Source organism: Vibrio furnissii CIP 102972, from assembly GCF_000176175.1.
Lineage (GTDB): Bacteria > Pseudomonadota > Gammaproteobacteria > Enterobacterales > Vibrionaceae > Vibrio > Vibrio furnissii.
Genome location: NZ_ACZP01000013.1, coordinates 1,190,454 through 1,215,171, shown reverse-complemented (window position 1 = coordinate 1,215,171; position 24,718 = coordinate 1,190,454). Strand labels below are relative to the sequence as shown.

The 24,718-nt window shown below is 51.8% G+C and carries 20 protein-coding genes; 10 read left to right on the top strand and 10 right to left on the bottom strand.

The genetic code is table 11. The annotated features are described in order from the left end of the window. Positions 1-206: 206 nt before the first annotated feature. Positions 207-641, bottom strand: a complete 435-nt coding sequence (locus tag VFA_RS09615) for an acyl-CoA thioesterase (RefSeq protein ID WP_004726554.1) — start codon at positions 639-641, stop codon at positions 207-209. A gap of 173 nt (positions 642-814) precedes the next feature. Between VFA_RS09615 and VFA_RS09610 the strand changes: the two genes are divergently transcribed. Beyond that, entirely contained in the window at positions 815-1,573 is a 759-nt protein-coding gene (locus tag VFA_RS09610; RefSeq protein WP_004726552.1) for a ferredoxin--NADP reductase, read from the top strand. 49 nt (positions 1,574-1,622) lie between these two features. On the opposite strand, the gene VFA_RS09605 is transcribed toward VFA_RS09610, so the two are convergent. The 6 genes from VFA_RS09605 to VFA_RS09580 all read right to left on the bottom strand — a co-directional run bounded on the left by VFA_RS09605 (position 1,623) and on the right by VFA_RS09580 (position 8,360). Then, positions 1,623-2,294 (bottom strand): lysophospholipid acyltransferase family protein, encoded by a 672-nt coding sequence (locus tag VFA_RS09605; protein WP_004726550.1) that lies wholly within the window; start codon positions 2,292-2,294, stop codon positions 1,623-1,625. Between the two features lie 7 nt (positions 2,295-2,301). Next, positions 2,302-3,234, bottom strand: coding sequence for a phosphatidate cytidylyltransferase (locus VFA_RS09600; protein WP_004726549.1), 933 nt, complete (start codon positions 3,232-3,234; stop codon positions 2,302-2,304). Continuing rightward, a complete protein-coding gene (locus VFA_RS09595; protein WP_004726547.1) occupies positions 3,227-3,922 on the bottom strand; it encodes a CDP-alcohol phosphatidyltransferase family protein in 696 nt (231 codons plus the stop codon). The genes VFA_RS09600 and VFA_RS09595 overlap by 8 nt, the downstream gene beginning before the upstream one ends. Positions 3,923-4,078: 156 nt before the next feature. Further along, positions 4,079-5,992: a putative bifunctional diguanylate cyclase/phosphodiesterase gene (locus VFA_RS09590; protein WP_004726543.1), complete on the bottom strand. Its 1,914-nt coding sequence runs from the start codon at positions 5,990-5,992 to the stop codon at positions 4,079-4,081. Positions 5,993-6,021: 29 nt separating this feature from the next. Next, on the bottom strand, positions 6,022-6,501 hold the full coding sequence (locus VFA_RS09585; protein WP_004726541.1) for a putative pterin-binding protein: 480 nt from the start codon (positions 6,499-6,501) through the stop codon (positions 6,022-6,024). A 329-nt stretch (positions 6,502-6,830) separates the two neighbouring features. Then, positions 6,831-8,360, bottom strand: a complete 1,530-nt coding sequence (locus tag VFA_RS09580) for a bifunctional GNAT family N-acetyltransferase/carbon-nitrogen hydrolase family protein (protein WP_038151344.1) — start codon at positions 8,358-8,360, stop codon at positions 6,831-6,833. Between the two features lie 234 nt (positions 8,361-8,594). Between VFA_RS09580 and VFA_RS09575 the strand changes: the two genes are divergently transcribed. Then, positions 8,595-9,365 carry a sugar transporter gene (locus VFA_RS09575; RefSeq protein WP_081454438.1) on the top strand — a complete coding sequence of 257 codons (771 nt, stop codon included), beginning with the start codon at positions 8,595-8,597 and terminating at the stop codon, positions 9,363-9,365. Positions 9,366-9,461: 96 nt separating this feature from the next. Here the strand turns inward: VFA_RS09575 and VFA_RS09570 are convergent, their stop codons facing one another. Beyond that, on the bottom strand, positions 9,462-10,829 hold the full coding sequence (locus tag VFA_RS09570) for an L-serine ammonia-lyase (protein WP_038151342.1): 1,368 nt from the start codon (positions 10,827-10,829) through the stop codon (positions 9,462-9,464). A gap of 461 nt (positions 10,830-11,290) precedes the next feature. Here VFA_RS09570 and VFA_RS09565 point away from each other — a divergent pair, with 461 nt between their 5' ends. From VFA_RS09565 to VFA_RS09530, 8 genes are all read left to right on the top strand, one after another. Beyond that, positions 11,291-12,760: a protein adenylyltransferase SelO gene (locus VFA_RS09565; protein WP_004726531.1), complete on the top strand. Its 1,470-nt coding sequence runs from the start codon at positions 11,291-11,293 to the stop codon at positions 12,758-12,760. 307 nt (positions 12,761-13,067) lie between these two features. After that, positions 13,068-13,793 carry a response regulator gene (locus VFA_RS09560; RefSeq protein ID WP_004726529.1) on the top strand — a complete coding sequence of 242 codons (726 nt, stop codon included), beginning with the start codon at positions 13,068-13,070 and terminating at the stop codon, positions 13,791-13,793. A 1-nt stretch (position 13,794) separates the two neighbouring features. Then, positions 13,795-15,249 carry an ATP-binding protein gene (locus tag VFA_RS09555; RefSeq protein ID WP_004726526.1) on the top strand — a complete coding sequence of 485 codons (1,455 nt, stop codon included), beginning with the start codon at positions 13,795-13,797 and terminating at the stop codon, positions 15,247-15,249. A gap of 17 nt (positions 15,250-15,266) precedes the next feature. Next, positions 15,267-16,514 (top strand): ABC transporter substrate-binding protein, encoded by a 1,248-nt coding sequence (locus VFA_RS09550; RefSeq protein ID WP_004726524.1) that lies wholly within the window; start codon positions 15,267-15,269, stop codon positions 16,512-16,514. A 381-nt stretch (positions 16,515-16,895) separates the two neighbouring features. Then, positions 16,896-18,029, top strand: coding sequence for a S8 family serine peptidase (locus VFA_RS09545; protein ID WP_038151340.1), 1,134 nt, complete (start codon positions 16,896-16,898; stop codon positions 18,027-18,029). A 266-nt stretch (positions 18,030-18,295) separates the two neighbouring features. Then, on the top strand, positions 18,296-19,297 hold the full coding sequence (locus tag VFA_RS09540) for a TRAP transporter substrate-binding protein (RefSeq protein WP_038151338.1): 1,002 nt from the start codon (positions 18,296-18,298) through the stop codon (positions 19,295-19,297). Positions 19,298-19,373: 76 nt separating this feature from the next. After that, on the top strand, positions 19,374-20,048 hold the full coding sequence (locus VFA_RS09535; protein WP_004726518.1) for a TRAP transporter small permease: 675 nt from the start codon (positions 19,374-19,376) through the stop codon (positions 20,046-20,048). A 3-nt stretch (positions 20,049-20,051) separates the two neighbouring features. Continuing rightward, a complete protein-coding gene (locus VFA_RS09530) occupies positions 20,052-21,416 on the top strand; it encodes a TRAP transporter large permease (RefSeq protein WP_004726516.1) in 1,365 nt (454 codons plus the stop codon). Positions 21,417-21,520: 104 nt separating this feature from the next. Here VFA_RS09530 and VFA_RS09525 read toward each other — a convergent pair whose 3' ends face one another. Further along, positions 21,521-22,855, bottom strand: a complete 1,335-nt coding sequence (locus VFA_RS09525) for a sigma-54-dependent transcriptional regulator (RefSeq protein ID WP_004726514.1) — start codon at positions 22,853-22,855, stop codon at positions 21,521-21,523. Between the two features lies 1 nt (position 22,856). Further along, positions 22,857-24,665, bottom strand: coding sequence for a sensor histidine kinase (locus VFA_RS09520; protein ID WP_004726511.1), 1,809 nt, complete (start codon positions 24,663-24,665; stop codon positions 22,857-22,859). Between the last annotated feature and the right edge of the window lie 53 nt (positions 24,666-24,718).

The window sequence follows — 24,718 nt, the reverse complement described above, 5'->3', positions numbered from 1 at the left end:
CCTTCCTACTTGAAGCTGCAGCGGTGTTGGCTGCATTCATTCACCCCAATCACATAGCGTATCTATGCTCATGGGGACTCACTCATTTGCCGCCTACCTGCAACTCCAAGTTGTTTGGGTATATGCCGCCATGGCTCACATCGGCACGAATGCAGTATTTCAGGCTGCCTTGTGGCTAGCAGCCTGCAGGTAGGTGTCGAACCGTATCAGGAAGGCAGATCCTGAAGGGTTTGAATGGCGTCGAGAATACGCTCTGACAGTTTGGCTTTGGTGCCGTTTTTAAAATCAAACATCACCACGGTGGCACTGCCGGTGGTGGTCACTTTGCCGAGCTTTTTACTCACGACTTGGTATTCCATCGAGAAACGGTCCGCCTGCACATTGCTCACCCGTGAGCCGACCAGCAGCGTGTCAGGAAAAGTCACCGGGATTTTGTAGCGACATTGTGTTTCGCTCAGCACGGGCCCTATTTGCGTGATTGCGATGTCTTCCATCAACTGAATATGACGAAAATAATCGATGCGCGCGGTTTCAAAATAACGGAAATAGACCACGTTATTGACGTGCTGTAAGGCATCCATTTCGCCCCATGCCACCGGGATTTCGGTCACGACTGGAAAGTCCTGCAGTAAGTTTTCCATCTTCTTTTATTCCTTGTTTGGGCTGTGATTAGACTAATTATTCTAGCTGTCATCGCATAGAGTTGTCGGTGAGTGCGTTAACAAAATATTAACTTAATAAGTAAGGCAAAAACTTTACTTAATGAGTGAAGGGGCGTAACGTCACTCAAAGATAATCGGTGAGGAGAAACGTCATGAGTCAATTCGCAGGGTTTAACCCCGTACACGTGATCGAACGTATCGACTGGACGCCAGAGCAGTTTTCGTTGCGCGTTCGCGGCGCTGCGTTGCCATTTGCTGCAGGGCAATTTACCAAATTGGGGTTAAGTGATGAGGAGGGAAACCTCGTGAGTCGCGCCTATTCGTTGGTGAATGCGCCAGAGGCTCAAACGGATGAACATGAATTTTTGATTGTGGCGCATCCACAAGGCAAGCTCTCGCCGCGCCTGCAATCACTGCGCGCCGGTGACACCGTATGGATGGGCGATTCGGCCTACGGCGATCTGATTCAGCCGTCGATTCCTGAGTTCACACAAGATCTATGGTTATTGGCAACCGGGACGGGGATTGGCCCATTTCTGTCGCTGCTCGCGGATCAGCGCCTGACCCAACCGAATATCGTATTGGTGCACGGCGTGCGTTATGACCGTGACCGCGTATATCGCGAAGCGATTCAAACGCTGGTGGAACAGTATCAGGGGCGGTTGCGTTATCACAGCGTGGTGAGCCGTGAAGCGGTAGACGATGCGATGAGCGGACGTATTCCGGCCCTGATTGATTCAGGTGAGCTGCAAACCGTAAGTGAGTTAGAGTTGGCGCCAGAACGCAGCTTTGTGATGATGTGTGGTAATCCGGAGATGATCAAAGACACCGCCAGTACCTTGCGCGACAAAGGGTTGCCGCCATTTCGTCAGGCGACGGGTGGGAACTACATTCACGAACGTTACTGGTAAAGAAAAACGCGGCCATTGCCGCGTTTTACCATTTTACTGTGTTTCCTGCTTATCCCGCTTCCCCATCGAGCGCATCGGCGCTGCCTGTCTGCGTGATGCAGTGCTGTGCGAGTTGCTGATATTGGGTTTGCATGGCGTCGATAAAGTGCTGCGCGCTGGTAAATCCGGTTTGCGGCTCACCGATCACCACATCGCAGTTAAACGGCACCAGCATCGCAGTTCCTTTGGGCAGTGAGCGCCCAAGACCTCGCATCACCACCGGAAGCACCGCGACGCCGGAGTGCTCGCGCACTAAATGATAAATGCCTTTTTTCAAGCCGCTCATGATCTCCGGCTCACCGCGGCTGCCCTCGGGGAAAATAATCAGAATTTCATCGTTATTTAATGCCGCATGACAAGCGTCAAAAACGGCGTCGCGCTGGGAAGCGGATGGCGCGCGGCGAATCGGAATGATGCCAATCACATTCAGGGACAACCACGCCACAAAGCGATTGGCGAGAAAGTAATCGGCAGCCGCCACTGGGCGCACGCGATGCACCATATGAATCGGAAACAGCGCCAGCAATACCAAGGTATCGAGATGACTGTTGTGATTGGCGGCGATGATCATCGGCCCCTGTTCGGGGAGATTGTGTCGCTGTATGATGTTGAGCCCCAAACCAATAAACACCAGCGGCTTGACGATCAGCAGCACAAACAGCAGTTTGAGTAGTCTTGCCATGAGGGCCTCAGTAATAGAGATAGTAGATGTAGTGGAAGAACAGCGGCGCCGTGAACATCAGGCTATCAATGCGATCCAAAATGCCGCCGTGCCCCGGAATAAACTGGCTGGTGTCTTTGATACGCAGATCGCGCTTAACCGATGAAATCACCAAATCGCCAATGAAGCCGCTAAACGCAATGATCATGCCGGCCACCAAGCCTTGCATCGGAGTCAGCGGCGTCAGGTACGGGGCGGCGAAATAGGACACCACAATCACCGTCGCACTGCCCCCGATAAACCCTTGCCAGGTTTTGTTCGGACTGACTTTCGGCACGATTTTGTGTTTGCCAAAGCTCTTGCCCCACACGTACTGACACACGTCGTTAAACTGAGTCATCACCAGCAAAAACAGCAACATGCCTAATGACCCTGCATTTGGATTCAGGCTCGGCAGCACCAGCAGATACGCCATGTGGCTGATGCAGAATACCGTCAGCATCATGGCCCAGTGAATGATACCGGCCGAGCGAATAAACCCTTTGGTATCGCCAATCAACACCATCACCATCGGCAGGTACAAAAAGATGTACACCGGAATGAAGATGATGAACATGCCGTACCAACCAATCGACAACCAGTAAAATTGGAACGGAATGGAAAGGTAAGCCCAGAAAATGACGCGGCGGTCGGTCATGCGAGTTGGGACGATCGACAGGAACTCTTTCAGCGCCAAAAAGCTCAAAAATCCCATGAAAAACAGCGTGTAGTTGAGCGGCAGTGCCAACACCACAAACGCGATAGCCACCATCCACCACCAAGAGCGAATGCGCAGTTTCAGCTCGAGATAATCGCGATCCCGATGACGACGTGACAACCACAAATAGCAGACCGTGCCGACGAGCAGTACGGCGACGATCGCCAGCATGACGTGTTGAGCGTGAACGGGAAGATTAAACATGTGGCTGGGCGTCCTGCTTTGCAAATTGCGCGTGATGGAAATGGTAGATGTGCTCCAAGCGGCGCCACGTGGTGATCACCAAGCCGCACAACATCAGCGCCAGCGCGAAATCGAGGGTGTAGCTGAGGAAATGCAGCGGTAGGTGCAGCCCTTGATAGACGCACAAAATCACCAGAGATGCGGTCAGCAATGCCATGCGATGCTGTTTGGCCATCGGGCCGCAGAAATCGGCTGGGCCGTTCATGCTGACGCCCAGCACGCGTACATACGCCGTGAGGACCGCGAGAATGGCGCAGATCCAAGCCAGATCCATGCCGAACAGTGAGTGTGTGGCAAAGCCTGCTCCGACGATAAACAGCGGATCGGCAATGCGGTCGGGGACATCATTAAACAGTTCGCCAGCGGGTGTTTTTTTGCCGCCTTCAACGGCGACCATGCCATCAAACAAATTGCACAGTAAGCGCAGTTGAATACAGCCTGCGGCCAAGAGCAATAACAGCGCAGACGGATAGAAATGATGTAGCATCAAACTGATAAAACCCACCAGCGCGAATACGATGCTGAGTAATGAGATTTGATTGGGCGTCACCTGTTTCTGGCTCAGCCAGATGGCGATGCGTTTGGTGAGTTTGAGTTCTCGGACAGCGAGCGGTCGACGGTTCGCCTCTTCCGGTGTTGGGGTAGTCATAAAGCCTCTGACGTGTGATTGGTTATTTTTGATAGATTAATTATTAAACAAGTTTTATAAGAGGCGATGTATTAACATGGATTGGTGTATTTTTGAAGCGTGGTCACGCCAGTTCTGGGAGCAGCTAACACGATTGGCGATCCCACGTGACCCGTCTCATTCAGCAGCGCTCAGAACCGGCTGGGCACGCGCGAAATATTGATCGCTAAAGCGGGCAAATTCTTCTTTGGTGACCGGTTTAGAAAAGTAGTAGCCCTGAAACTCATCGACGCCTAATTCTTGTAGACGATGAAGCTGCGTTTCATCCTCGACGCCTTCAGCAACCACTTTGATGCCCAATTGATGCGACAGGGTCACAATGGCCGAAATGAAGAACTTCTGGCGCTCCAAACTATTGAGGTCGCGCACAAACGATTTGTCGATTTTCAGTTTGTTAAACCGCAGATGGTTGAGGTTGTACAGCGATGACCAGCCAGTTCCAAAGTCGTCGAGGGACAAGCGAATGTTGATGTCTTCCAACTGACGAATAATGCTCACACTGCGATCGATTTCGTCGAGCGTCATGGTCTCGGTGATTTCCAACACGATGGCGTCGAGATAGTTGATGTTGGAGGCAAAAATATCGGACACCAACGCCGGTAACTCTTCATCGAACAGCGAATCGGACAAGTTGATGGCCACTTCAATGCGCGAATTAAACGCAAGCCAATCGACCGACAGCGCTTGATAAACTTGCTGCATGATCCAGCGACCCAGCGCTTTAGCAAGCCCCGACTCTTCGGCAATCGCAATCAGGTATTCCGGATTGATAAAACCATGAGTGGGGTGATTCCAGCGGATCAACGCTTCGCAGCCTAAGCGTTCGCTTTGACGTAGGATGATGGGTTGAAAGGCCATGTACAGCTGCTTTTGATGGCTGGTTTTGAGCAGAACTTCCAATTCTTCTGACAGTTTCCGTTTCTTGCGATGCTCAATCTCCATCTCTTTGCTGTAATACACCACCGATTCTGTGGGGTGGCGCTTGGCGATATGGAGTGCCAGATCGGCGTTGTTGAGAATCACGGAAGACTTTTTCAGGTAGCGTTTGGTGTGCTCGCTCATCTCATGGCTCAGCGCGATCCCGGTTGAGAGCGTCATGCGCTTCGAAGGGTCGAGTCGGTGAAGTACCGTGGTTAAATCGCTCAGCAGTGACTTGACGAAAAACTCAAAGTTGAACTCGCTGCGGTTAATCAGAATCGCAAATTCATCCGCGCCGACTCGCGCGCACAGAAAGGAAAACTTGTCACACTTGTCTTGAATACGCTCGCTGATTTCCATCAGAATTTTATCGCCATATTCATAGCTGACGATGTCGTTGATCTCTTTGAAGTGGCTGATGTCGACTAAGATCAGCGCGTAGTGATGGTTGCGTTTGCTCAACACTTCAATCTGTTTGAGCAGGTAGTTGCGGTTCTTCAATTTGGTCAGCGGATCGTGCCATGCCATAAATTGTTGATACTTCGCATCGCTATAAACCCGCAAGGAAATGTACGCCAGCACAAACAGGATCAGCAGCATGTCGTACAGCACGGTTTGTTTGTTTTGAGCAATGACGGCGCGATTGCGCGCGGATTCTTCGCCGGTGAAATTCACAATCATGAGGTTGCGAATGCCCGGCATCAACGTTTTCAGTTCTGCAGAAAAGTCTTTCAGTGCGGTTAAGTCGGATTTCAGTACCGCATTTTCATACCGACGCAGCACGTTAAACGCAGCGGCAACCACTTCGCCAGAGCCAAATTGTGAGCGAATTTCTCGCGTCTCATCACTGTTGAGGAAGGTGTCGTAACGGTTCCACAAAATGTCGTATTTTAAATTGAGTTTGCTGGATGAACGCGTGTCATTGACCAGATAGGTGTCGAGCTGTGAGGAAAACTCCAGCGTTTCGATTTCGAGCTGTGCCAGAGCCCACGCCGACAACTGAGTGTGCTTCGTCAGCATGTTATAGGTGTCGTTGAACTTCACCAACGTCCAGATGGAGAAGATGAACAGTCCGAACACACATAAGATGAAGAAAGCGACGCTGCGACTCATAGGGCACCTGCACACTCAGTTGGTTGCGGTTAACGCAACGTTTCGATTTGGCTCACTTGCCACACCATACGGCTATGCAGCACTTCGTTGTTGAGTTCATTGAACTCGGTGAGCGGGTAAATGACCCAGATCGGCCCTTTGTCACGCACACTCATCACGTCATCGTTCTTTTTGACGGCAAACAGCGGGTTGTATTTTTCGATGTCGTCATAGGGAATCGTCGACCAATAGTTGTTGAGTGCTGTCACTTTGAGATCGGCCTTTTCGACGCCAATCATATGCAGTAACGCTTTGGCTGAAACGCCAACGAATTTGGTGGAATCGTCCGTCCATGGCGTGTTGGTGACGATCTCTTTGTCGGCATGCGTGAGCAACTGCTCAAGGCTGAAATACGCTTTCTGACCTTGATTGTCGACGGTGAGGATCGCATCGCTGCTGGCGAAAGCCGCCAGAGAGGTAAACCACAGAAGCAACACAGCGGATTGACGGGAAACAAGGGCGTTTAACATGGCGTAGTCCTCACCAGTAATTAGGGCATAAAGTGGGATATTGCTCGCAAAAACGTGCGAGTTCTCTATAGGTATAAAAAGTTTATGCACGAAGTGCAAGAGGGGGCATAAGCCACTTATACTAAAGGAGTATGAGTGTTAATTGATTGAAATTTAAAGGGTTGTTGATTTGCAAAATGCGACGCTTGTTGCACACGAGACGTGGGAAGGGGTAACTCGCTGATCGGAAAAGTGGCGTGATTACCAAATTGAAAAAGCATGCGCTCCGCCAAAAATGGGGAGCGCATGCTGGTCAGACTAGTTATTGTGACGGCTCTCAACAAGTTTCATCACTTGGTGTGGGTGAAACCGCCATATAAATCCATGCGCCTGTGACGCAAGTTGGTCACCGAACCCTCAGTATTCAATTGCTTTAACTTATCGAGATCCACATCGGCAAAGATGATCATTTCGGTGTTGGGACTGGCTTCTGCGATGGTGGCATCGTGCGGGAAAAAGACGTCTGACGGCGAGAACACCGCAGATTGCGCGTACTGAATATCAACGTTATCGACGCGCGGCAAGTTGCCGACACTGCCGCCAATGGCGACGTAACATTCGTTTTCGATGGCACGTGCTTGCGAGCACAAACGCACGCGTTGGTAGCCGTTTTTGGTGTCGGTCCAGAACGGCACGAAGATGATCTGCACGCCTTGCTCGGCCAGCATCCGCCCCAGTTCAGGGAATTCACTGTCGTAACAAATCAAAATGCCCACACGTCCGGCATCGGTCTCAAACACTTGAACTTGATTGCCGCCATCAATCACCCAATCGCGTTTTTCGTGCGGTGTGATGTGAATTTTGTACTGTTCATCAATGGTGCCATCCCGGTGAAGCAAATAGGCCACGTTGTACAACTGGCCATCTTCCAACACCGGCATGCTGCCCGCGATGATATTGATGTTGTACGTCACGGCCAGTTTGGAGAATCGCAGCTTAATTTCTTCACTGAATGACGCCAGAAAGCGAATCGCTTCAACCGTATTTTGGTCTTTTTTCAAGCCCATCAACGGCGCGTTAAAGAACTCGGGGAACAACGCAAAATCGGCCTGATAGTTGGAGAGCGAATCGACAAAAAACTCTGCCTGTTCAATCAGATCTTCCACGCTCAGCATGGCGCGCATCTGCCACTGCACAATGCCAATGCGCACTAAGGTTTTTTCCACGTCATGAATCGAGTGGATGTCTTCCTCATAAAAGAAATTGTCCCATTCGAGCAAGGTGGCGTAACCGCGCGAACTGTCATCTTCGGGCAAATAATGACGCATGATACGTTTGACGTCGAAGTCGTTGGAGAGTTGGAACGACAAGATCGGATCGTACAGCTCGCGGCGCTTGATCTTTTCAATGTATTCCGGCACGTCCATGGTGTCAGCGTAACGACCAAAACCGGGAATGCGGCCACCGGCCAAAATCGCTTTGAGGTTATCGCTACGACACAGCTCTTTGCGCGCGGCATACAGGCGTCGCCCTAAGCGTAACCCGCGATAATCGGGGTGGACGAACACATCGAGCCCATACAAGGCATCGCCGTTGGCTTTGTGTTGAATGACGTTGTGTTCGTTGATGATGTCGGTGTAGACGTGGGGGAGGGAAAAACGGTTGTAGTCGACTTTGATGGTGAGCGCGGCGCCGACGATTTTGCCATTGTCTTCAATGCAGATCTGGCCGTCGGGGAACTGGTGAATTAAATCCATGATGGTCATGCGTGGCCAAGCGCCGCCCACATCGTGAAAAACCAGATCCATGAGTGCTGCTAATTCGGGATAATCACTTTTTTCTATCACACGTAGTGTCAAACGCGGTGTATCACTACTCATACACTTACTGTCCTCAGTGGCTTCCTTCATGGATCCATACTGGACAACTTGTGCGGTCAATTCAAGGTTTGGGCTAAGATTTAACCGCTTGTTTTCATTCGCGGGCTCGCCGTGCATTAGTCATTATTGTATTAGTAACTCGTGTTGTTCCCTTGAGTCACGTCACGCAGTTTGCACTGTAAAGCTAGGCAATTTGAGTCATATTGTAAGGACGCGAAGCGCCGAGCATGGATCATGAAACATTACCCCTTACCGATTTTGTATACGTTAGTCACTTCGGCTCACTTGATGAGAGACCGTTGGCGGATCTTTGTGCGCTGCACTTGGCCTTATCTGGCCGTCACTCTGGTGTCGCAAATGGCTCCCGTGTATGGCTTTGAGACAGATGCATTACCGATGCAGATCCTGTTTGGATTGGTGTTTTTGGTGGCTATGGCGTGGGCGACGGTACGCTTGCATCGCGACATTCTGTTGACCCGTTCAAGCGCGGCAAACGACGTGGCGCCAGTGCCCGGTATGCGCGAGCTGCGGATCATCGGGTATTGGTTGTTGATGTGCGTGACGCTGTTGGTGGTGATGCTCAGTTGGGTGTCGGTCAGCGGCGCGATTGGGCTAATTCATGAAGAGAGTGGATTCTGGACGCAGATGCTGATCACGGCAGTGACAGTGCTGATGATGGTGTGGCTGATTTCCCGCTGCGGGTTAGTCATTCCAGCGACGGCGATTGATGATGAGCCGCGCGGTTTGCGGTTTGCGTGGCGCTTATCGCAGGAGCACAAGCGATCTCTGTTCGTGTTAACGGGCCTCATTCCGATGAGTTCGGGCCTTCTGTTCTCGAATGTTCCGGCCGACGGCAACTGGCTTTTGGCGCTGGGATTTGGCGTCTTGTCTTATGTGGCTTGGATGTATGAAATTTGTATTTTATCGTTGAGTTATCAGTGGATTGTGCAGCGTCAAACCATAGATAAACTGCTGCAGCAATCGCATTTGAATTTGCTGGCCTGACGTTATCGCCAGGCCAATGGTTTCAGGGTCGACGCGAGGTTGTTCGCGTCATGAAGCGTTCAGGATTGTTTTCTAGGTTGCGCGCGAAGCCGGCGTTTACTCACAGGGCGGCGCGAGATGAATCAGTGCCAGCCCGCCCAGCGACGTTTCCCGGTATTTTTTATTCATGTCTTTCCCCGTCTGATACATCGTATCGATCACTTTATCGAGAGAAATTAAGCATTTGCTGGTGCGTTTTAACGCCATGCGTGACGCATTAATCGCCTTCATCGCGCCCATCGCATTGCGTTCAATACATGGTACTTGTACCAAGCCGCCGATGGGGTCACAGGTCATGCCCAGCGAGTGTTCCATCGCAATTTCTGCCGCGATACACATCTGTTCATTACTGCCACCGCGCAAAGAGGTCAATCCTGCCGCTGCCATGGACGAAGACACGCCGATTTCCCCCTGACAGCCCACTTCGGCACCGGAAATGGAGGCGTTGGTTTTGTACAAAATACCAATCGCGCCTGCGACGGCGAGAAAATCTTTGAGCTGTTTGGTGTCGAGTGGACGAATAAAGCGGTGATAGTACATCAACACGGCGGGAATTACGCCCGCTGCGCCATTGGTCGGTGAGGTCACGACTTGCCCGCCAGCAGCATTTTCTTCGCTCACGGCGAACGCAAACAAGTTAATCCAATCCATGATTTCCATGGGGTCGTTCTCAATGGCCGCATTGGCTTCCAGCTTTTTGAGTAGCGCAGGCGCGCGGCGAGTCACGTTGAGGCCGCCTTCCAAAATGCCTTCGGTATCAAAACCGCGCTGCATGCACAGCGACATCACTTTCCAAATCTGTTCGGTCTTTTGGTCGATGGTGTCGATGTCGCGCCATGCCGATTCGTTGCGCAGCACCAACCCGCCAAGGCTCAAGCCATTGCGCTCAGCCTTTTTCAACAGCTCTTCGGCTGATTTGAACGGAAACTCGACATGGATGGCTGATTCCGGTGTACCGTGTTCGAGCTCTTTTGCAGTGGCGATGAAGCCGCCACCAATCGAGTAGTAGGTTTCAAAGGCGACGATGACGCCTTGGGCATCAAACGCGGACAGCGTCATGCCGTTTTCGTGCAGCGGTAAATTTTCACTGTGGAACAGCAGGTCGCTGGTGTAGTGAAATGGAATCTCTTTTTGAGCACCCAAATGCAGCACAGCATCGTCCATCGCGCGTTGCATGGCCTGCGTGGCACTGGTCATTTTGATCGTGTCTGGTTGGTTCCCGAGCAAGCCGAGGATCACGGCTCGGTCAGTGTGGTGGCCTTTGCCCGTCAGAGACAGCGACCCAAACAGGTCGATTTGGATACGCGAAACCTGCTGGATATCGGGTATGACAGACAGAAATTGAAAGCCTGCGATCATGGGTCCATTCGTGTGTGAACTGGATGGGCCTACGCCAATTTTAAAAATATCGAAGATCGATAACATACGGTCACCTGTCGTGGTATTCAGCCTCAAAACGCTATTGTGCGCCTTTAAAGCGTAGACGTTAACCTTTGTCTTGGTTGCCTTTTGTCATCTGCGATGTAACAAAAAATTAATATTGTTGGCGCTTGAGAATTGGATGAAACTTCATCATATTGTCATAACAGTGTCACATTCAAAGGGGAGAGACAAATGCACGTAGAAATGATTCAACCGAGTGTATTGGGAGTGATAGGCAGAACGCTCGTGTTCTCCCTGGTCACGGTCGTCGGCGTATTTTTCTTAGTCTAGTGAAGAAAAGTCTAGTGAAGAAAAGTGTAATGAAGAGAACCCCAGCTTGCTGCTGGGGTTTTTACTGCCGTTTAAATTCCCTTTCGCTTCGAGCAGGCGCTTCAGTTAAAACCTAGTATTCCACTCGGGTATTTGCTAACTTGCACGCAAATAGTTGAACAAGAGATAGTGTTATGTCGGTTTGGGACAGCGTCACATTAACAACCCGCTTCAGCACATTACCTGATGCGTTTTTCACGCCGGTGCAACCGCAACCGCTCAGCCATGTTCGCTGGGTCGCGTGGAATCACGATTTGGCGCACCAATTTGGCCTGCCTCATACCCCCAATGATGAATTACTGCACAGCTTGTCCGGCGCGCAGTTACCCGCCGCATTTTCACCATTAGCGATGAAATACGCTGGTCACCAGTTTGGGGTCTACAATCCGGATCTCGGGGATGGCCGCGGTTTATTGCTGGCGGAAATGGCGACGCGGCAAGGCGAGGTGTTCGACATCCATCTGAAAGGCGCGGGTCTGACGCCATATTCGCGAATGGGCGATGGTCGCGCGGTATTGCGTTCGTCGATCCGAGAATATTTGTGCAGCGAAGCGATGGCTGGGCTGGGCATTGCCACCACCCGCGCGTTGGCCCTGATGCGCAGTGACACGCCGGTGTATCGCGAAAAGCAAGAGCGCGGCGCGTTGCTGGTGCGTGTGGCGCAAAGTCACATTCGCTTTGGGCACTTTGAATACCTGTTTTATACCGAGCAGCATGACGAACTTAAATTGTTGGCGGACAAAGTCATCGAATGGTATCTCCCGCACTGTGCGAAGACCGCACAGCCGTATGCGGCGATGTTTGACCACATCGTGGATCGCACGGCGAAGATGATTGCCCAGTGGCAGGCGGTTGGGTTTGCGCATGGGGTGATGAATACCGACAACATGTCGATCCTCGGTCAGACGTTTGATTACGGCCCGTACGGCTTTTTAGACGATTACGAGCCTGGTTATATCTGCAATCACTCCGATTACCAAGGACGTTACGCGTTCGATCAGCAACCGCGCGTTGCGTTGTGGAATTTATCGGCGCTGGCGCATGCGCTGTCGCCGTTGATTGAACGCGAGGCTTTAGAAGCAGCATTGAGTGCCTATGAAACGCAGCTCAACGGCTATTTTAGCGGCTTGATGCGCGACAAATTAGGGTTAACGACTCGGCTAGAGGGAGACGGTGAGCTGTTTCATGATCTGTTTGAACTGCTCGAAACACACCACGTAGATTACACGCGCTTTATGCGTCAGTTGTCTGCTCTGGATACTCAGCCTGCGCAGCATGTGGCGGATTTGTGTCTTGACCGTGACGCGGCACTGGCGTGGCTCACGCGCTATTTGAACCGTTGTGCATTGGAGCGCGATGAGCAAGGTCAGGTTGTGAGCGCCCATGAGCGCTGCGCCAAAATGCGTCAAGTGAACCCGAAATATATTCTGCGTAATTACTTGGCGCAGATTGCGATCGACAAAGCGGAGCAGGGCGACGACAGCGAAGTGTTGCGATTGGCGCAGGTGTTGAAGCATCCTTTTGATGAACAACCGGACGCTGAAGCGTACGCCAAACTGCCGCCCGAGTGGGGCAAGAAGCTCGAAATCAGCTGTTCGTCTTAAACACGCTTTCACCGCAATATATTGTCTTGAGAGAACCCGGCCTGAGCCGGGTTTTTTATCCCATGCGCTTCTTACGGGTTGGCCCAGCACATGACCCGCAGACTGAGCGGCGGTCGATGCGAGGGAAAGCGCGATGTGTGCCACGGGCGCTGCACGGCGCGAAACATCGCAGAACAGACGGCGTGTTCAAGACACCATCAAAATGTGATCGCCATCTTGGATGGATTCAAACTTTACATAAATATCAATGATGAATAGTGAACTGGATTGTTACACTGTGCCAAATCGTGCTTTCAGTGGGTGGGGAATGGAAAACACGCATATTTTAGTCGTTGATGATGACATCGAAATCTGTGAACTGTTGGATGAATATCTGAGCAAATCTGGTTTCAGCGTAGCCACGGTTTCCGATGGTCGTGCGTTGGCACAATACTTGACGGATCATGGCTATCCAGATTTGGTGTTATTGGATGTCATGCTGCCGGGTGAGGATGGCTTTACCTTGTGTCAAAAGATACGACGCGATTCTAATGTGCCGATCATCATGTTAACGGCGGTTTCGGACGAGACCGATCAAATCATCGGTTTGGACATCGGTGCCGACGATTATATCGCCAAACCATTTAGCCCCCGCCAGTTGATGGCACGAATCAAAGCGCTGCTGCGCCGCGTGCAGGTCAATGAGGAGAAGCCGGAAGAACCCACGCCGTCTCATATTGTGTTTGGTGATTGGCGACTGGATACGCTGACCCATCGCATCGTTCATCTGAAACGAGAAGACGCGCATGAATTGTCGGGCAGTGATTACCTGCTGTTGATGCTGTTTCTCAATCGTCCGAATGAAGTCATTGATCGCGATACGATCTCGTTTGCCACCCGTGGACGTGAAGCACTGCCTTTTGAACGTGGCATTGACGTGCAATTGAGCCGTTTGCGTCAACGGCTGGGCGAGAGTACCCAATTCCCGAACTACATCAAAACCATGCGCGGGAATGGCTACATCCTGTCGGTACCGGTTCAACGCGAGTACTGACATGCCGATACACCGCGTATGGACACGCATCAAACCCACGTCGCTGGTGGCGCGAACCTTATTGTTGACCTTGTTGGCCGTGATGTTGGCACAGGGCGTCGCCACATCGATTTGGTACAGTCAATCCAAAGCCAATGAGTTGGAAGGCATTCGTTCGGCTTCCGCCAGTATGGCGGGCATGTTTGCGTCAACCGTGACTTTTTTCCAGTCTCTGCCCGTCAAGTATCGTCACATTGTCCTCGATCAGATCCGCAATATGGGCGGCACGCGCTTTTTTGTTTCGTTTAATAAAGAGCAGCTCATCGTCGAGCCCATTGAAGACACCAGTCTCAAGTTGGCGTCGGTTGAGGCCGTGCAGGACGTCTTGCATCAGAAACTAACGCACGTTGGCAATATTCTGGTGGATTTCACCCGGCCGGAAAAACTGCGTTTGCTGAAAAACGATATTCTACTCAGCGATCTGCCGAAATCGTGGGCGTATCACACCTTAACGCTGGAGCCGCTGAATCCGCCGGTGCTGGTGGTGCAGATTGAACTCGGTGAACACGAATGGATTTACGTCGCGGCTTTGCTGCCCGCGCCGTATGTCAAACTCGATGACAACATTCTCGGGCGTGAGCAGATTCTGTTCCTGTTCTTCTCGACGACGATTTTGCTGTTGCTGACTTATTTGCTGATGCGACGTCAGGTCCGGCCGCTGAAAAATCTGGCACGGGCGGCGAACGATCTCAGCCTCGATATCGCCCAGCGGCCATTACGCGAAGAAGGGGCGAGCGAGTTGGTGACGGCGACTCGAGCATTTAACCGCATGCAGCAGCGCATTCGTCGGTATGTGTCGGATCGCGAGCATCTCTTTGCTGCCATTTCACACGATCTGAAAACCCCAATCACGCGTCTGCGATTGCGTGCCGAGCTGTTGGAAAGTGACGTCAAACGCGAGAAGTTTAACCGCGATCTCGATGAGCTGGAAATGATGGTCAAAGGCGCGCTGCAATGTGTGCGCGACACCGAACTGCACGAAAACAATGATTACATCGACCTGAACGAACTGATTTTGAACATTGCTGAAGGGTATAACTTTGCGCGTGAAACGGTGCATTTCAAACCGGTTGAGATGGAACCTTTGGTCGCGAAGCCGCTGGCGATGAAACGTGTACTCACCAATTTGATTGGCAACGGGGTTAAGTATGGTGATGACGTGACCGTCAGCATCCATGAAACGCCGGAATGGGTGGTGATCTCGATTCATGACCAAGGCCCGGGGATTCCGGAGAGCCAATTGGACGCCGTCTTTGAACCCTATTTCCGTCTGTCAGAGGATGGGGAAGGACACGGTTTGGGGCTGGGAATTTGTCGTAATATTCTGCACGGGCACGGCGGCGACTTGATCATCAGTAATTCGCTCCAAGGGGGGCTATTGGTACAAGTGTTTATTCCGCCGACCATCGACGTGTGACGCAACGGATGCTCATCATGAATCGACTAAAATGTTTACTCACCGCGGCACTCTGGCTGGCGGTCTCTCATGCTTCGGCTGGCGAAGTGGAAGTGCTGCACTGGTGGACTTCCGGCGGCGAGGCGAAATCCATCACTGTGTTGAAAGAGATGCTCGAGCAGCAGGGCTACACGTGGAATGATTTTGCGGTCGCGGGCGGGGGCGGAGAAAGTGCGATGACTGTGCTGAAAACGCGGGCTGTGTCGGGCAATCCGCCAGCTGCGGCCCAAATTAAAGGCCACGATATTCAGGAATGGGCGAGTTTGGGCTTTCTGACCAACTTAAACGAGGTGGCAACAACTGAAGGGTGGGATTCCTTCATTCCGCCGATGATCACCGATGTCATGAAATATCACCAAGATTACGTGGCGGTGCCGGTGAATGTGCACCGCGTGAACTGGATCTGGGCCAATCCTAAGGTGTTTCAACAGGCTGGCGCCAAGATCCCTACTAACTTGGATGAGTTCTTTGTCGCGGCCGATCAAATTCAGGCCGCCGGGTATATTCCGCTCGCGTATGGGGGACAGCCTTGGCAGGATGTGACGGTGTTTGAAACGTTGGCACTGGATATGCTCGGCGCGCAAGGGTACGTCAAGGCGTTTGTCGACTTAGACATGAAGACCTTGTCCAGCACGCAAATGGTTGAGGTGTTTACGCAGTTTCAGCGGTTGCATCGGTACGTTGACGGCGGCGCGCCGGGACGAGATTGGAACGTGGCGACCTCGATGGTGATCAAAGGGGAAGCGGCGATGCAGATCATGGGGGACTGGGCCAAAGGCGAGTTTTCGGCTGCGGGCAAACAACCGGGCAAAGATTATGTTTGCTTGCCCGCGTTAGGCACGGCAGGGGCGTTTATCTACAACGTGGATAGTTTCGTCTTTTTTGAACTGAACGATCACGACAGTATTCAAGCGCAGCAGGTGTTGGCGAAAACCATTCTGGATCCGGAATTTCAAAAGGTGTTTAACTTGAACAAAGGTTCGATTCCGGTACGCACGGACATGGATATGTCGTCCTTTGATCAGTGTGCCGTGGATTCGATGCGTGAGTTTAAATCCTCGGCAAAAACCGCATCGCTGGTGCCAAGTGTTGCCCATGACATGGCGACCACCAACTATGTGCAGGCCGCTATTTTTGATGTGGTCAGCAACTTTGCGGCAGACCGCACGGCCGATCCGCGTGAGGCGGCGCAGCGACTGGCCAAAGCCGTCAAAGCGGCGAGGTAAACCACGTCTGGGTTTGATGTCCATGGATTGCCGTATGCCATGATGGACGTCAAACCATGCAGACAAATTGTTACAACTGGTCCGTGGTTTTTGGTCTAATATTGTGTGACTGTATACCAATCATCGTGAACATATCGGGGACTTTCGGTTTCCAATGCCTCATGATTTCAACGCTTTAAGTGCACTCTCCACTGCTGCTCAGGGACTCGGGGGAGGTCTGGGCAACCAGCACGGGGGTGCGGCTGGGTCAATGCATGGCTCAGACGGAGGGTGCACTTACCTCTTCGAATGCACTGATCTTTTCGAATGGTTCGTTAAATAACATTTCTATCATTAGTGGCTATAATTGAACCATGTTGTGATCACACATGGAAAGACGTTATGCGCCGAACTACGATTTCTCTCACACTGGCCTCTCTGCTTGTGTCATCTGCGTCATGGGCGGTTGTCCATCCCGGCGTGGATCTGACGGACCGCTACATCGTGGTGCTGAAGAAGGATGCTTCACCCAATGCCGCACAACAGGTGCTGGCCGCGATTGAAAACCAGCGCGGAGCGGTGCTGTTTCGCTATCAACATACCCTGCAAGGGTTTGCGGTGCAGATGCCACTGACGGCGCTACAAGGACTTCAACACCGTTTCCCTGACATTGATTACATCGAGCCGGATCTGGCCGTGCAGGCGATGCCGCGTGGGGGCAATAAACCGAACAATGGCGATAGCGGAACGTCGACTGAGCCGCCACAAACCACGCCCTGGGGTATTAAGCGTGTGGGCGGTTTTGTAGACATGAGTGGTGACGATGCCCGAGCGTGGATCATCGATACCGGCATTGACGATAAACATCCGGATTTGAATGTGGATGCTCGCTCTGGGAGAAATTTCTCACGCGGCAAGCCCAATCAAACGTCGGATGGAAATGGCCATGGCACCCATGTCGCTGGAACCGTCGGGGCGATCAACAATGCAATGGATGTTGTGGGGGTGGCTGCGGGCGTCACGGTGGTGCCCGTCCGAGTGCTCGACAATGCTGGTAGCGGAACGATTTCTGGAGTGATTGCTGGTGTGGATTACGTTGCGGAGGCCGCCGCCTCAGGGGATTGTGCCAACTTAAGCTTGGGCGCGAAAGGCTATTCGCAAGCGTTGGATACCGCGATCAAAACCGCCGCGGATGCCGGGATCTTGTTTTCAATTGCCGCAGGGAATTCAGCAGATGACGCCTCGTTGTATACGCCTGCGAGCACGGTTCATCCCAATGTGTATACAGTATCGGCCATCGATAATAACGACAACTTTGCGTACTTCTCGAACTATGGATCTGACGTCGAGTATGCCGCGCCTGGGGTGTCGGTGCTATCAACCAAAGCGGGGGGCGGAACAGTCACTTACAATGGAACGTCCATGGCGGCACCACACATGTGCGGCGTACTGCTTGTCACGCGCGGTCAGCCGAGCATGTCCGGTTATGCCGAGGGCGATCCCGATGGCAACCCAGACCCTATCGTTCATCAATAACTCGTGCATTAATAAATCGTTCATCAATAAACAATATTCATTTTTGGCGGAAATTGACCCAACACCCGATTTTTGATGGGTCATTTTCCACCCATTTTGAGTCGCTTGAATTCATCGTGGATAACTCATTTGTCTCATGGATAATTCTAACTTACTGTTAAATAAGGACTGTTAACAATTTGTAACCACTTGGCTTAGTAATTGCTCTTTAGGAAACATGCAGTACCCATAGATGGGACTGATGCATCCAACCAAGGAGAATTATAATGTTAAAGCCGCTTACCCTGTTAACTGCCTCTATTCTTGCTGTCACAAGCTTCAATGCTGCTGCGAACAGTTGTGATCCAGGTGAAATCGTGATCAAGTTCAGCCACGTGACCAACACAGACAAACACCCGAAAGGGATTGCTGCCTCACTGCTAGAAAAACGCGTTAACGAAGAGATGAACGGTAAAGCCTGTATGCAGGTGTTCCCGAACTCAACGCTATACGATGATGACAAAGTACTGGAAGCGCTGTTGAACGGGGATGTTCAACTGGCTGCGCCATCCCTGTCTAAATTTGAAAAATTCACCAAAAAGTTCCGCCTTTTCGACCTTCCGTTCCTTTTTGATGATGTTGATGCCGTCGACCGTTTCCAAAACTCGGATGCGGGTGAAAAGCTGAAAAATGCGATGAACCGTCGTGGCGTGAAAGGGCTGGAATTCTGGCACAACGGCATGAAGCAGATTTCCGCCAACAAACCCATTCTGGTGCCAGCTGACGCGAAAGGTCTGAAGTTCCGCGTTCAGGCGTCTGATGTGCTGGTGGCTCAGTTCGAACAGTTGGGTGCCAACCCTCAGAAAATGTCGTTTGCCGAAGTCTATGGCGGCCTGCAGACCAAAGTGATTGATGGACAGGAAAACACGTGGTCGAACATCTACGGCCAGAAGTTCTTTGAAGTACAGGACGGCATTACGGAAACCAATCACGGCATTCTGGATTACCTGGTGGTGACGTCAACCAAGTGGTGGGACGGCCTACCAACAGACGTCCGTGACCAACTGACCACCATTCTGAAAGAAGTGAGCCAAACACGAAACGCAGAATCCAACAAAGTGGAACAGCAGAACAAGCAATACGTCATCGAAGCGGGTGGCAAAGTGCGTGAACTGACGCCAGAGCAGCGCCAGCTTTGGGTTGATGCGCTGAAACCGGTGTGGAAGAAATTCGAGAAAGACATCGGTTCAGACTTGATCGAAGCCGCTCTAGCTTCGAACAACAAGTAATAGAAGTGGGCCTCATTGTATCGGGCAATGAGGCCATTTCTCACCATAATGAAAGCCTTATAGAGCGATGTATCACATGGAACAGTCATTCTTTTCTAAAGTCGGCAATATAACCGATAAGGTCGAAGAGACGTTAATCGCCTTCTTCCTCGGTGCCATGACGTTGTTAACTTTCGTCAACGTTATTATGCGTTATCTATTCAACGACAATATTCTTTGGGCCCTTGAGCTTACCGTTTTCATGTTCGCATGGATGGTGCTGGTGGGCGCTTCCTATGGCGTGAAAAAGCACTTCCACATCGGCGTTGATGTGATGATCAACCTTGTCCCAGAGAGCGGGCGCAAGCTGATGGCCCTGTTTGCAGTCGGTTGCTGTCTTGCTTTCTCCATTCTGCTGTTGATTGGGTCTTGGAACTATTGGTATCCGTTTGTTTCTGAGCGCGCTTGGTATGAAACGGACGATATTCCGATGCCAGACATGCTGCAGTTTTTAGCGGATTGGTTAAACGAAGGCGAAGCGTACGAGAAAATGCCGCGCTTTATTCCTTACATGGCGTTGCCGTTGGGCATGGCGCTGCTGACGTTCCGTTTTCTGCAAGTGGGTTATCAGGTGCTGACGGGCGAGTTGGATCGCATCATTGCGGGTCACGAAGCAGAAGAAGATCTTGAAGCGCTGAAGGAAGAGCTGAAAGGTGCAGGGGAAGCCATGATGGCGACGCCTGAATCGCGCGACAATGGGAAGGAGAAGTAAACCATGGCGATTTTGCTGTTATTTTTGATGGTGGTTGGCTTCATGCTTGCAGGCGTGCCGATCGCGGTTTCACTGGGGTTGTCCAGTATTCTGTTTTTGATGTGGCACTCTGAAGCGTCCCTCGCGTCGGTGGCACAAACGTTGTTTAACGCCTTTGAAGGGCACTACACCTTGCTGGCGATTCCGTTCTTTATTTTGGCATCCAGTTTCATGTCGACCGGTGGTGTGGCAAAACGGATTATTCGCTTTGCGATTGCGATGGTGGGTTGGTTCCGTGGTGGTTTGGCGGTCGCTTCCGTGGTGGCGTGTATGATGTTCGCGGCACTGTCGGGTTCGTCACCGGCTACCGTGGTGGCGATCGGTAGTATCGTGATTGCGGGGATGGTGAAAAATGGTTACACCAAAGAATTCGCCGCTGGCGTGATTTGTAACGCGGGTACGTTGGGCATTTTGATCCCGCCCTCGATTGTGATGGTGGTGTACTCGGCGGCGACCAACGTATCAGTTGGCCGTATGTTCCTGGGTGGCGTGATTCCGGGCCTGCTGGCGGGTTTGATGCTGATCATCGCGATTTACATCACGGCGCGTGTGAAAAATCTGCCTAAACAGCCGTTTGTTGGTTGGAAAGAGGCGATAGCGGCCGCGAAAGATGCGAGCTGGGGTTTGCTGCTGGTGGTCATCATTCTGGGGGGAATTTACGGGGGGATTTTCACGCCCACTGAAGCGGCGGCGGTTGCGGCAGTATACTCATTTCTGATCGCCAACTTTATCTACCGCGACATGGGACCGTTCGCCGACAAGACCAACACCAAACCGGCGATCGTCAAAGTGTTTGAGTCGCTCATTCATAAAGACACCAAAGCCACGCTATTTGATGCTGGTAAATTGACCATCATGTTGCTGTTCATCATCGCCAATGCGCTGATTCTGAAACACGTGCTCACAGAAGAACGTGTACCGCAAATGATCACCGAATCAATGCTGTCGGCAGGCTTAGGCCCAATCACTTTCCTGATTGTGGTCAACGTGTTGCTGCTGATTGGCGGTCAGTTTATGGAGCCATCCGGTCTGCTGATCATCGTGGCGCCACTGGTGTTTCCTATTGCGATTGCATTGGGTATCGACCCGATTCACCTTGGCATCATGATGGTGGTGAACATGGAAATCGGCATGATCACGCCGCCGGTCGGGCTCAACTTATTTGTCACCGCCGGGGTGGCGAAAATGTCGATGATGATGAATGTGGTCAAGGCGGCACTGCCGTGGGTTGGTGTGATGTTCTTGTTCCTGCTCATCGTCACGTACGTGCCTTGGGTTTCGACGTGGTTACCGACCATGCTGATGGGACCGGAAATTATCACCAAGTAATCCCGTGCCGTTCATGATTTAGAAAAGTCAGACTTCCTTGTTTACAGGCTTGTGCGACCTCTTTCGCGAGGGCGCAAAGCCTGTTCTTCGTTCGCCAAGCCTGCTCAGGCTTTGTACATCTCTTTATCAATGCGATATTTCTGCATTTTGTCGTATAGGGTTTTACGCGGAATCGCCAGCACTTCCATGGTGTGTTTGATGCTGCCGTTGCACTCAACCAGCGCTTTTTCGATGGCGACTTTTTCAAATTCGGCCACTTGGTCGGTTAGGCTGAGGGTGGTGGTGGTCGGTGCGCCATCCAATTGTGCCAGCTTACCCAGCAGCACAAATCGCTCGGCCACATTGCGCAGCTCTCGCACATTGCCGGGCCAGTCGTGATTCATCAAATGTTGTAGATCTTGGCTGGCGAGCGCCGTTGCGGCTTTGCCATAGCGTGCAGCGGCAACGAGCAGAAAATGGTGAAACAGGGTTGGAATGTCTTCTTTGCGCTCGCGAAGCGGCGGTAAATCAAGCGTGACAATGTTGAGTCGATAGTAAAGATCTTGGCGAAATGTCCCTTCCATCGCGGCTTGTCGCAGATCGACTTTGGTGGCGGCAATCACCCGAATATTCAGAGGGATGAGCGCGTTCGAACCGACCCGTTCAATCACGCGCTCTTGCAGCACACGCAGCAAACGGATTTGCGCCTGCATCGGCATGGATTCAATTTCATCTAGAAACAGGGTGCCGCCTTGTGCGTGTTCAAACTTACCGATGCGTTTGGCATCGGCGCCAGTAAACGCACCTTTTTCGTGGCCGTACAGCTCACTTTCAATCAGATTTTCCGGCACTGCGCCGCAGTTGACCGCGACGAAATTCTGCTCGCGGCGCGAGCTCTGTTCATGCAGCGAACGGGCAATGAGTTCTTTCCCTGTGCCGGTTTCGCCAAACAGCAAAATGTCGGCATCGGTATCAGCGATATGCGCAATGGTCTCGCGCAGTTCTTGAATGCTAGCGGTTTCGCCGATGATTCGCGGGCCAAGTGTTTGGCTGGCTTTCAGGCTACGTTTGAGCTGTTGGTTTTCGAGCGTCAGTTTGCGTTTTTCCATCGCGCGGCTGACGGTTTCCATCAAGCGCTCGGGGGCGAAGGGTTTCTCGATGAAGTCGTAGGCGCCGTCGTGCATCGCTTGTACTGCCATCGAAATATCGCCGTGCCCGGTAATTAAAATCACGGGCACGTCCGCGTCTTGATGACGAATGGTAGCCAGCAGGTTTTGGCCGCTCAATCCCGGTAAACAAATATCGGTCACCACCACCAATGGTAACCCCGCTTGTTTGATGGCCAGCAGCGCTTCTTCGGCGCTGGCAAAAAAACGCGCGCGAATATCTGCCAGTTCAAAACTCTGCTCAATGGCGATGCGAATATCGGTTTCATCGTCGATAAAAAATACGTCGCACATATTACGTTCCTTGCGTTGATTCTGTGGTGGGGGCGGCCAATGCAGGCAAATGAATGGTGAAGCGCGCGCCGCCAAGGGGCGAAGTTGATGCGGTGAGGTTGCCATTCATGCTTTGCATAATTTGCTGGGAAATCGACAAACCCAGCCCCAACCCATTCTGTTTGGTGGTAAAAAACGGTTCGAACAGATGCTCAATTTTGTCTTGACCAAGGCCGGGGCCGTTGTCATCGACATGAATCAGCGTGCCGTCCTCTTCGCTCAGCAGCGTGATGGCGACGCAGCGAGATTCTTGCCCGTCCAAAGCCTGCATGGCGTTGGTCAGCAGGTTGATGAGAACCTGTTCCAACTGAATCGGATTGACGCTGGCCCACACGGGCGCTTGCGGCGTCTGAATGTTGAGGTCGATATAGTGCGATTTGAACTGGGGCTGCATCAGCTCTTTGGCATACACCACAATCGGGTAGAGCTGAACGTCCGCGGTGTCATCGCTGCTACTTTTGCGTGCAAAAGATTTCAACTGTTCACTGATTTTCGCCATGCGTTCGGTGAGGCCAGAAATACGCGCGAGGTTTTCATCGGTACGCTCTGACTTGCCGCTGGCGAGAAAACGACGGCCATTATCGGCAAAGCTACGAATCGCGGCCAATGGGTTATTCAGCTCGTGACTGATACTGGCTGACATTTGACCGAGTACCGCCAATTTGGCCGCTTGAATCAGCTCGTTTTGCGTTTGACGTAGTGCTTGTTCGGTTCGAATGCGTTCGTCGATTTCAGCGTGCAGTTTGGCGGTGCGTTCCATCACCAAAAACTCCAGCTTCTGTTTGGCTTCCACCTGTAATTGCTCAATTTGGCGTTGGCGCACCTGACGATGATGCGCAAGCAACAGCGCGAGATAGACAATCGCAAACACCATCGTCAGAATCATCACAAAGCCAAACACATCCCAGAATACATTCATCTTAGGCGAGAGGACGCGAATGGTGAGATCGGGGTTACTCAAGCTGCGGCTGGAGACGATAAAGTCACCTTTGATCCAACCTTGTCGATAGTTGAACCACTCCGTTTCTTGCGCGGTAAAGTCGCCGTTTAAGCCTAACGAGGCGATCGGTTTGTCGAGGTATTGGCGACTGCTGCGAATGCGATCGCGTGTCGCGTTGTTTAAGTCTTCCACGCTTTTAAACAGCCATTCTGGCTGACTGGACATGAACACCACTTGATTGGGGTCGGTGGCCACAAAATAACTGCGCTGGTTTTGCCAGTTCTCTTCGATGGCAGATAGATCCATTTTGACCACCACCACACCGAGTATTTCTGCGGCATAAACCACCGGGTAGGCATAGTAGTAGCCGCGCTGCCCGGATGTGGATCCTAGTGCAAAATATTGGCTGTCCGCCCCCGCAATGGATTGATAGAAATAGGGACGCCAAGCGAAATTACGGCCGATAAACGAGCGATCCAAGTTCCAGTTGCTGGCGGCAAGCGTGTTGCCATATTGATCGAGCAGATAGGTGTCCGCGGCTTGAATCACGTCGTTGACCTGTTCCAGATACCGATTGGTGACTTCAATTTGAGCGGTGTTGGTGGGGTGCATGAGCGCATCCACCAGTTCCTTATCTTTGGACAGTAAGCGCGGAATGTGGGCGTATTTGTCCAACTTGGCGGTGATCAAGCTGGAGAATTTATCCAACTGTGATTGATGGTCAAGCAGCAACGTCTGGTACTGATAACGCCAAACCAAATGCGTGGCAATGGCCGTTACCGTGATAAAGACAATAAAAAACAGCAGGCTAAGCCTACGAATCGACAACATCCTGAGTGTCCAATATTTACAATCCTTCTGAAGGATTCATGATACTGGGTGTT